This is a genomic window from Kaistella chaponensis (assembly GCF_900156725.1).
Lineage (GTDB): Bacteria > Bacteroidota > Bacteroidia > Flavobacteriales > Weeksellaceae > Kaistella > Kaistella chaponensis.
The window spans coordinates 1-8,795 of record NZ_FTOI01000020.1; the positions used below are offsets into that span (position 1 = coordinate 1).

The 8,795-nt window shown below is 36.4% G+C and carries 6 protein-coding genes; 2 read left to right on the plus strand and 4 right to left on the minus strand.

The window, feature by feature from the left end; genetic code table 11:
- Nucleotides 1-838: 838 nt before the first annotated feature.
- From gdhA to BW932_RS13890, 3 genes are all read right to left on the minus strand, one after another.
- On the minus strand, nucleotides 839-2,197 hold the full coding sequence (gdhA, locus tag BW932_RS13880) for an NADP-specific glutamate dehydrogenase (protein ID WP_076388630.1): 1,359 nt from the start codon (nucleotides 2,195-2,197) through the stop codon (nucleotides 839-841).
- 186 nt (nucleotides 2,198-2,383) lie between these two features.
- On the minus strand, nucleotides 2,384-3,493 hold the full coding sequence (gene dprA, locus BW932_RS13885; protein ID WP_076388632.1) for a DNA-processing protein DprA: 1,110 nt from the start codon (nucleotides 3,491-3,493) through the stop codon (nucleotides 2,384-2,386).
- A gap of 32 nt (nucleotides 3,494-3,525) precedes the next feature.
- Nucleotides 3,526-4,293, minus strand: coding sequence for a rhomboid family intramembrane serine protease (locus tag BW932_RS13890; protein ID WP_076388634.1), 768 nt, complete (start codon nucleotides 4,291-4,293; stop codon nucleotides 3,526-3,528).
- A gap of 314 nt (nucleotides 4,294-4,607) precedes the next feature.
- On the opposite strand from BW932_RS13890, the gene BW932_RS13895 reads away from it, so the two are divergent.
- A complete protein-coding gene (locus BW932_RS13895; protein WP_076388636.1) occupies nucleotides 4,608-5,720 on the plus strand; it encodes a DUF3078 domain-containing protein in 1,113 nt (370 codons plus the stop codon).
- Between the two features lie 42 nt (nucleotides 5,721-5,762).
- Nucleotides 5,763-6,677 (plus strand): DUF3078 domain-containing protein, encoded by a 915-nt coding sequence (locus BW932_RS13900; protein WP_143745576.1) that lies wholly within the window; start codon nucleotides 5,763-5,765, stop codon nucleotides 6,675-6,677.
- Between the two features lie 50 nt (nucleotides 6,678-6,727).
- Here the strand turns inward: BW932_RS13900 and BW932_RS13905 are convergent, their stop codons facing one another.
- Complete coding sequence (locus BW932_RS13905) at nucleotides 6,728-8,263, minus strand: YifB family Mg chelatase-like AAA ATPase (RefSeq protein WP_076388640.1); 1,536 nt, start codon at nucleotides 8,261-8,263, stop codon at nucleotides 6,728-6,730.
- Nucleotides 8,264-8,795 lie beyond the last annotated feature (532 nt).

An 8,795-nucleotide genomic window follows, 5' to 3' on the forward strand; every position in this document is an offset into this window, starting at 1 on the left:
ATCAAAATATTATATTTTGATTCTTTTAATCCCTGATTTATACACCAATCTTTTCAACAAAAAAACCAATCTGGCTTATAAAATTGCGCTCTAACTCTCAAATATACGCAAGTTTATCATTTTACAAAATTATTTCTTATCCCTGTTTATCAGCTTTTACCTTCGTTTTTACATTGCCACTTTAGAGAATATTAAAAATGCGCAACTTAAAATATCTAAAATACGCAATTTAAATATTTAAAAAACATTCTCGTATTTGAAGTACAAACTTGGCGTGGTATTTTTAGCACAGGTAAGCATTTAGATCAAAATCACATCATTCTTGCAGTAAAGCTCCTATCTTGTGCAGTAAACTTGCTATCTCATGCAGTAAACTTCTTATCTTATGCAGTAAATTTCCTATCTCATGCAGTAAATTTCCTATCTCATGCAGTAAAGTTCCTATCTTATGCAAATTTCTTTAGCGCCGCATTCGAAGTGGAGATATTGAAGTACTAATGGCTCAAAACTCAGAAGATTTTGAGAGCGCGTGCTTCTTTGGAAAAAAAATTCTAAATAATTGGCAAGAACAAACTGCCTGAAATAATAGCCCCGATCGTACTGGAAATCCTTTTTTGCCAGACTTCAGGCTGGTAAAAAAGATTGTAGGGAAGAGCGGGACAGGTCTTTGAAAAGAAAACCGGTGTTGAAGCTCCTTAAAAAAAAGCGCACTTACCCCAAAAATAAAAAGCACTGAAAAATCAATGCTTTTTATCCTTTCACTTTACTTTTTTCCCATTTTCCCGGGACAGGTTTTTTGGTAAAAAAAGTCTGGGAGATTTTCCCAGACTTTCTATTTTTATACGACTCCTTGAGCCAACATTGCTTCTGCTACTTTTACGAAACCAGCGATATTTGCGCCTTTCACGTAGTTCACATAGCCATCGTCTTCTTTTCCGTAATCTCTACACGCTTTGTGAATTCCGATCATAATTTCTTTGAGTCGGGCATCAACTTCCTCTGATGACCAGTTGAGTCGGATGGAGTTTTGCGTCATTTCTAATCCAGAAGTTGCAACACCACCTGCATTGGAGGCTTTTCCTGGAGAGAACAAAACTTTGCTGTCTAAGAAATAATTAATTGCATCTAAAGTTGAAGGCATATTTGCAGCTTCAACAACACAAATTACTCCGTTTTCTACTAGTTTTTTTGCGTCTTCAATGAAAAGTTCATTTTGCGTTGCAGCAGGAATTGCGACATCACATTTTACATTCCAAGGTCTTTCTCCCGCGTGAAATTCTGCGGTCGGATATTTTTTTACATAATCTTCAGCTCTGTTATTTCCAGAAGCACGAAGTTCTAGTAAGAAATCTATTTTTTCGCCAGTGATTCCGTCTTTATCGTAGATATAACCATCTGGTCCAGAAATGGTGACTGCTTTACCGCCCAGTTCTTCTACTTTTTTCACTACTCCCCACGCAACATTTCCAAAGCCGGAAACAGAAACTGTTTTTCCTTTGAAATCCTGACCGATTGTTTTCAGCATTTGTTCAGCGAAATAAACCACGCCATATCCTGTTGCTTCTGGTCTGATTAATGAACCACCGTAAGCCAAACCTTTTCCGGTAAGAACTCCTGTAAATTCGTTGCGAATTCTTTTATATTGTCCGAATAAATAACCAATTTCTCTTGCTCCAACTCCGATATCACCTGCTGGAACATCGGTTTCTGGACCGATATGTTTGCATAATTCTGTCATGAAAGCTTGGCAAAAACGCATCACTTCCATATCAGATTTTCCTTGAGGATCGAAATCTGAACCTCCTTTTCCACCACCCATTGGTAAGGTAGTAAGTGAGTTTTTGAAAGTTTGCTCGAAAGCCAAAAATTTCAGCACCGATAAATTAACCGTCGGATGAAAACGAATTCCGCCTTTATAAGGACCAATTGCAGAGTTCATTTGAATTCTGAAACCTCTGTTTACTTGTATTTCACCTTTGTCATCTACCCAAGAAACTCGGAAAATAATGGTTCTTTCTGGTTCCGCCATTCTTTCCAAAAGTTTCATGCCATTGTATTTTGGCTTGTTGGCAATAAAAGGAATTACAGTAACTGCAACTTCTTTTACAGCCTGAAGAAATTCTGGCTCGTTAGGATTTTTTGCTTCAATCTTAGCAATGAATTCTTCAATTTTTTGCTCTACGTTATAGTGTTCCATAAACTGGTGATTATTATTGTCAACAAATTTAATTTTTTTTTCAAAACTTGCAAGTTAAATTTTGAAATTTGACAAAATATTAATAAAATTCAACTTTATTTTTATTAAATCGATAATTTTTGGCTTTATCATGTTAATAATTGAATGTTAAATGAATATTAATAAATTTTTAAAAACCAATGAATGCTATACGGCAAGATATTGTCTTCCCGAAAGTGCTTTAATGTATCCAGAAATCTCTAATTGTAGCAAATCTGGCAATATTTTATAGGCGGCAATTTCAACTTTTTCAGACAATTCATCCAAAGAAATAGGCGTATTTTTATCGATGGAATTGAGGATCTGCTGTTGACTGTCGGAAAGTTGTATTCTAATTTCAGAACTTGGGAAAAGTTCGCCTGTTTTTTCATTATTAGCCTGAAAACCAAGCTGTTCAATCAGTGATGAAAGGGTAGAAATTGCGCCCGCTTTGTTCAAAAAAATCAATTGATTGCAACCTTGGCTGTATGGATCTGTGATTTTTCCCGGCAATGCAAAAACTTCGCGATTATAATTTAAAGCAAAAGTTGCGGTACTGATGGAGCCTCCACCGAAAGCAGTTTCTACTACAATCGTTGCCGGAGATAATCCCGCGATAATTCGGTTTCTTTGGATGAAATTTTCACGGTCAGGTTTTTGGGAAGAATTAAATTCTGAAAACAAAACACCGTTCTCTTCCAGAATTTTATCTGCTAATTTTCTGTTTTTGGAAGGATAAAGCGTATGAAAACCATGCGCTAAAACCGCAATCGTAGGAATGTTCTGTGCAATAGAAACCTGATGAACTTCGGTATCAACACCTAAAGCTAAACCGCTTATTGTTTGAATGTTTCTATGTTTCACTTCTGCCAAGAAATCATGTATAAAATGCTTTCCGTAGGAAGTGATGTTTCTGGTTCCGACCAAACTTAGGGGTTTCAAGGAAGGATTGTAATTTCCTTTTTGATATAGAATTGCGGGTGCATCTTCACATTCATTTAAAAGAGTGGGCAAATCTTTTTGGTGGCGAAGATTAATTTTGATGTTGTTTTTCTCGCAGAATTTCAGTTCTTTTTCCGCAAAATGTAAATGGTCGGCGTTTCCTATTTCTAAAGAGATTTTTTTGCCAATTCCGAAGATATTTTTTAAGCCAGATTTTGATAGATTCCAGACTTCTTTTGCAGAACCAGCTTCACCGATGAGCTTACGGAAGATGATATCGCCAATCAAAGGGCAATGTCGAAGAGCAACTGAATAAAGTGTTTCCTCCGAAAACATAGGAAATTTTTATCAAATTTATAGAAAATTAATCATTTCTTTCTAATTTCTTCGAGGTGATCCCACAAATCTTCATTTTTTCGGTAAGGCAATTCTAGGAAATCGTCGGGATGGTTTTCTTTGTATTCTTGCCAAAGTTTATCATCTTTTTCGCTGTAATAATTGGGAAACTCCCAAATATAGCGCATGTTTTTTTCGCCATTTTTCCGGAAAGCGAAAGCGATAATAATTCCGACCACCGCACCGGAAAGATGGGACTGCCAAGAAATTTTGCTTCTTTCTGGGAGATGAGAAAATAATTCTTCGGGAACCACGCCCCAAATTAAACTGCCATAATACAAAGCTACGATGAGCGAAACGGTCAGTAATTTCATATTCCACCGAAAGACGCCGCTAAAAAATATGAAAAATGCTAAAGTATAAACGATTCCACTTGCTCCGATAATGCAAACTTGGTTGATTTCTCCCGTGAAAATATCAACAGGAGGAAGCAGCCACACCAAAAATGCGGACACCAACCATCCTAGAAAAAACACCTTTTTTGCGATAAAAGGATAAAACTGAAAGAGCAGAAAAATTAAAACGAAAATAGGAACAGTGTTTCCGAAAATGTGTTCAAGACTCCCGTGAAGAAAAGGGGAAAAGAAAATACCTTTCAAACCTGAAGGATTTAAAGGAATGATGGCGCCACTGCAACCTTCAAACCAACCCAAATGCTGCAAAAAGAAACCTACCCACATTGCTGCAACCATCATGGCTGCGTAAATTATTGCTTTGAAGTTGAAAGTATCTTTGAACATAAATACCTTTTTGTCAAATCTGTTGCCAAAAAAATTAATGAGTAAATATGGCTATAACTTTTAGATTTAACCAAAAAATTAAGACAAAAAGTTCTAATTGCAAGTGAATGATTGAAAATAAATCTTTAAACCAAAATGCACTCCAACTGAAACTTTAAAAAGCGAAAGATTGTAATGGTCAATGAACACTTTACTTTAAAAAAAACGTTACAAGAATTTTCACTTTGGGGTTTTTTGTGGATTTTAGATAGAATTAGACAAGCGCTGAGCAATTAATTTTAAAGATTATACGGTTTATTATACCTTTGTGCGCTATGAGAAAGTTATTTTTAATCGCTGTTTTGGTGATCACATCGGGAAGGTTCATGTCTCAAATTAGCAAAAATTCTTTAAAGGAAATTGATTCCATTTCTCAAAAACGATGGGATTCTGTTGCGTTGAATCTTGATAGTTTGGCGAATCCGAAGTTGGAGAATTTTGAAATCCATTTCAGAGATACAATCGTGATCAGGAATCAATTGGTGATCCCAGATCTCTCGGAGCGAATTCCGATTACGCCCTATAATATTATGAAATTAGCAACCGCAAAGAGGTGGTTTTATTTCGGCCAGAATAATTTTGTTTTTAACCAGTCTTCCTTCTCTAACTGGAATTCTGGAGGTAATAATAACATCGGGATCATTGGTAAAGTCAATTACAATTTGAGTTATAAAAACGGAAAGCATTTTTTGGATAATACACTTCAATTGGGATATGGTTTTGTAGCATCGCAAGGTGAACAATCTAGAAAAACCGAAGATTACATCAATCTCATGACCAATTATGGATACGACATCGGGAAGAATTATTATCTCTCCACTGGTTTTCAGTTTTTATCACAGTTTTCTCCCGGTTATAATTTTTCTGCAACACCGAACCCCACTTTTGCAGACCGCATTTCTCGTTTTATGTCACCTGGATATTTAAATGCAGGTTTAGGGATCTCTTATAACCCCAATGAAAATTTCCAAGTCATTTTCCGGCCGATCAATGGCAAATTTACTTTTGTAGCAGATCCTTACTTGCAAAAAGAAGGAAAATACGGACTGGAAAAAGATGGCCAAAGTATTCGCGCAGAATTGGGAGCTTTGATGAATATTCTGTACCGAATTAATATATACAAAGACATCAATTTTGTTAATCGGGTGAATTTTTTTAGCAGCTACGCAAACCAGCCTCAAAATGTGGATGTTTCCTACAACGGCACGCTGAATTTTCGATTCAATAAGTTTATTTCTACGGTGGTAAGTGTAGATCTCCTCTACGATCATGATCAGATTGAGAAACTTCAAATCAAACAAACCTTAGGAATTGGGTTTTCCTACAATGTTGGGTATGAAAACAGCGAGAAAAACAAGAAATTAATAAAGCCTTTTATCACCAATTAATTTGAAACTTATTTTGGTAAATTTGTCGCTTAAAATAAACTTATGATTAAAAATTTACTTTTAGTAACGTTATTGATTTCGGGATTTGCATTGGCGCAAGAACAATCAACAGAAGTGAAGCAAGACACTTTAAAAAACTGGTCCATTCAAGGGCAAAATACCATCATGCTTAATCAAGCTGCATTTTCAAACTGGATTGGTGGTGGTGCTAATAATATTGGGTGGATCGCTGGAGTAAACTACAATATGACCTACGAAAAAGGAAATGATTTGTGGGAAAATATAGTGATTTTAGGGTACGGACAAAACAATACAGAGGGTTTAGGAACCAGAAAAACACAAGATATTATCAATCTTTCTACCAATTACGGTAAGAAAATTTCAAAAAGTTGGTATGTTTCCGGTGGCGCAAGTTTATTAACGCAGTTTGCACCGGGTTATGCTGATGGAAATAATCCAGCCGCCGCAAAAATATCTAATTTTATGGCACCTGGTTATGTAAATGTGGGTGCAGGATTTACGTACAGACCTTCCGATAATTTTACCATGACTTTGCGCCCTGCAAATGCACGCTGGACTTTTGTTTTGGATAAAGATTTGCAATATGCCGGAAATTATGGCTTGAAAAATAACGGAGATTCTTCTCTTTTTCAGTTCGGTTTTCTCGGAAAAGCAATTTATAAAGTTAAATTAATGGAGAACATTACTTTGGTAAATTCTGCTTCTGTATTCTCAAATTATCTTGATCATCCTGATCGATTAGTGCTTTCTTATGGCGGTGTTTTGAATATGAAAATCAATAAATATATTTCTTCTGTAATTACTTTAGATGTGTTGTATGATCATAATCAAATTTGGAAAACGCAGTTGAAGCAAACGTTGGGACTTGGTTTAGCCTATAATATTGACAATGGTCTAAAGCGCTCTGAAAACAAAAACAATCAAACCTGGAAGTAATCCTTTCCAAAAATGAATACAATCCTACTTTTTTGCAGAAGTAGGATTTTTTATACACTCCAGAATTCGCGGTCGAGACTTCTGTATTGAATTGCTTCTGAGATATGCGATGAAGATAGATTTTCTGCGAGTTCTAGATCTGCGATGGTTCGGGAAACTTTTAGAATTCTATCGTAAGCTCTCGCGGAAAGATTTAGTTTTTCCATCGCAATTTTGATCAGGTTTTTTGAAGTTTCGTCGAGTTCACAAAATTTTTCAATTTCTTTGGGACCCATTTGAGCATTATAATGAATGCTGGAATCTTTATATCGTTTTGATTGAATGTCTCGCGCTTGCAAGACACGGTCTCGAATATCATTGCTTTGCTCCCCTTTCTTTTTATCAGCCAATTGTTCAAATTCTACTTTTTGAACTTCGATATGAATATCAATCCGATCGAGTAGTGGACCAGAAAGTTTACTCATATAGCGCTGCATTTCAAACTGTGAAGAGGTGTTGTTGGGATCATCGGGGAAATAACCGCTTGGACTCGGATTCATGCTCGCAACCAACATAAAACTCGCTGGATAATTCACGGTAAATTTTGCTCGGGAAATAGTAACTTCCCGATCCTCTAAAGGTTGTCGCATTACTTCAAGAACAGTTCTTTTAAATTCTGGCATTTCATCTAAAAACAAGACGCCATTGTGCGCCAGAGAAATTTCTCCCGGTTGAGGATAACTTCCGCCACCAACAAGTGCAACATCAGATATGGTGTGATGCGGACTGCGAAATGGTCGAACGGTCATCAGAGAAGTTTCAGTCCCGATTTTTCCGGCGACCGAATGGATTTTGGTTGTTTCCAGGGCTTCTTTCATTGTTAAAGGTGGCAAAATACTGGGAAGTCTTTTCGCAAGCATGGTTTTGCCACTTCCGGGTGGACCAATGAGAATGATGTTATGTCCACCTGCAGCAGCAACTTCCATGGCGCGTTTTGCGGTTTCCTGGCCTTTAACCTCCGAGAAATCGAAGGGAAAGAAATTGATCTTGTCTTGAAATTCTTTTCGGGTATCCAAGGAGGTTCTTTCCAAAGGAATTCCTTCATTAAAAAAACCGATGACTTCACTGATGTTTTCTATACCATAAACTTCAAGTTGATCTACGATCGCAGCTTCGCGAATATTTTGTTTGGGTAAAATTATTCCTTTAAAGCCTTCTTCTCTGGCTTTAATGGCGATGGGTAAAACTCCTTTTATGGGTAATAAACCACCGTCTAAAGACAATTCTCCCATGATGATGTACTCGCCGATGTTTTCGGCTTTTATCTGATCAGAGGCTGCCAAAATTCCCAATGCAATACTGAGGTCATACGCCGATCCTTCTTTGCGTAAATCTGCAGGAGCCATGTTGATGGTGATTTTTTTGCCGGGAATTTTAAATCCCACATTTTTCAGGGCGGCAGAAATTCGATAGCTGCTCTCCTTGATTGCATTATCGGGTAAACCAACCAGGTGATAACCAACTCCAGAGGTGTCCACGTTTACTTCGATGGTAATCGTTTGCGCGGAAACCCCAAAGATTGCACTACCATAAACTTTGACTAACATAATTTGTGTTTTGAGATTAAAATTAATCAATTTATATGAATGTTTAAAAAAAAGATTTTTGGGTGTTAACCGAGAAAAGGGAGTTCTTTTATTGTTTGCTGGATTTGTGGAGTGAAAAGCGAACGGGAGTTTTTTATTCTTTCGCATAATCCTGATTAAGGTAGGAGATGTTTCCGCTTTGTTTGTTAAATCTAAACAGTGTTGCTAAAAGAATCTAAAAACCTGCTTCATTCGATGTTAAAAACGACAAAAGGAATAAAAAGGAGCTGGTCTTTTATGAATTCTAAAAGCAAAAAAGAAGTGTTCGTAAAAACTTATTTTTTTTGTTCTTTTAATGGCTTCCTTTTGTGAATTTTAAGTTTTAGGAATTTTCAAATTTCTAATTAAAAGATAATGCGTTTTTCTTATTGAGATTATCAAAACATTTTGCTTAGTCCGGATCAATCTCAAAAGTTGTGTGCAAATTGAAATAAGTTTTCGATTTTTGCAGTAAACTTTAAGAACATTGGATCATTATCTGGAACTGCTGAAA

Coding starts and splice junctions, on each gene's coding strand:
- gdhA (WP_076388630.1), bottom strand. CDS start 2,197: ATGGAACACTATAACGTAGAGCAAAAAATTGAAGAATTCATTGCTAAG.
- dprA (WP_076388632.1), bottom strand. CDS start 3,493: ATGTTTTCGGAGGAAACACTTTATTCAGTTGCTCTTCGACATTGCCCT.
- BW932_RS13890 (WP_076388634.1), bottom strand. CDS start 4,293: ATGTTCAAAGATACTTTCAACTTCAAAGCAATAATTTACGCAGCCATG.
- BW932_RS13895 (WP_076388636.1), top strand. CDS start 4,608: ATGAGAAAGTTATTTTTAATCGCTGTTTTGGTGATCACATCGGGAAGG.
- BW932_RS13900 (WP_143745576.1), top strand. CDS start 5,763: ATGATTAAAAATTTACTTTTAGTAACGTTATTGATTTCGGGATTTGCA.
- BW932_RS13905 (WP_076388640.1), bottom strand. CDS start 8,263: ATGTTAGTCAAAGTTTATGGTAGTGCAATCTTTGGGGTTTCCGCGCAA.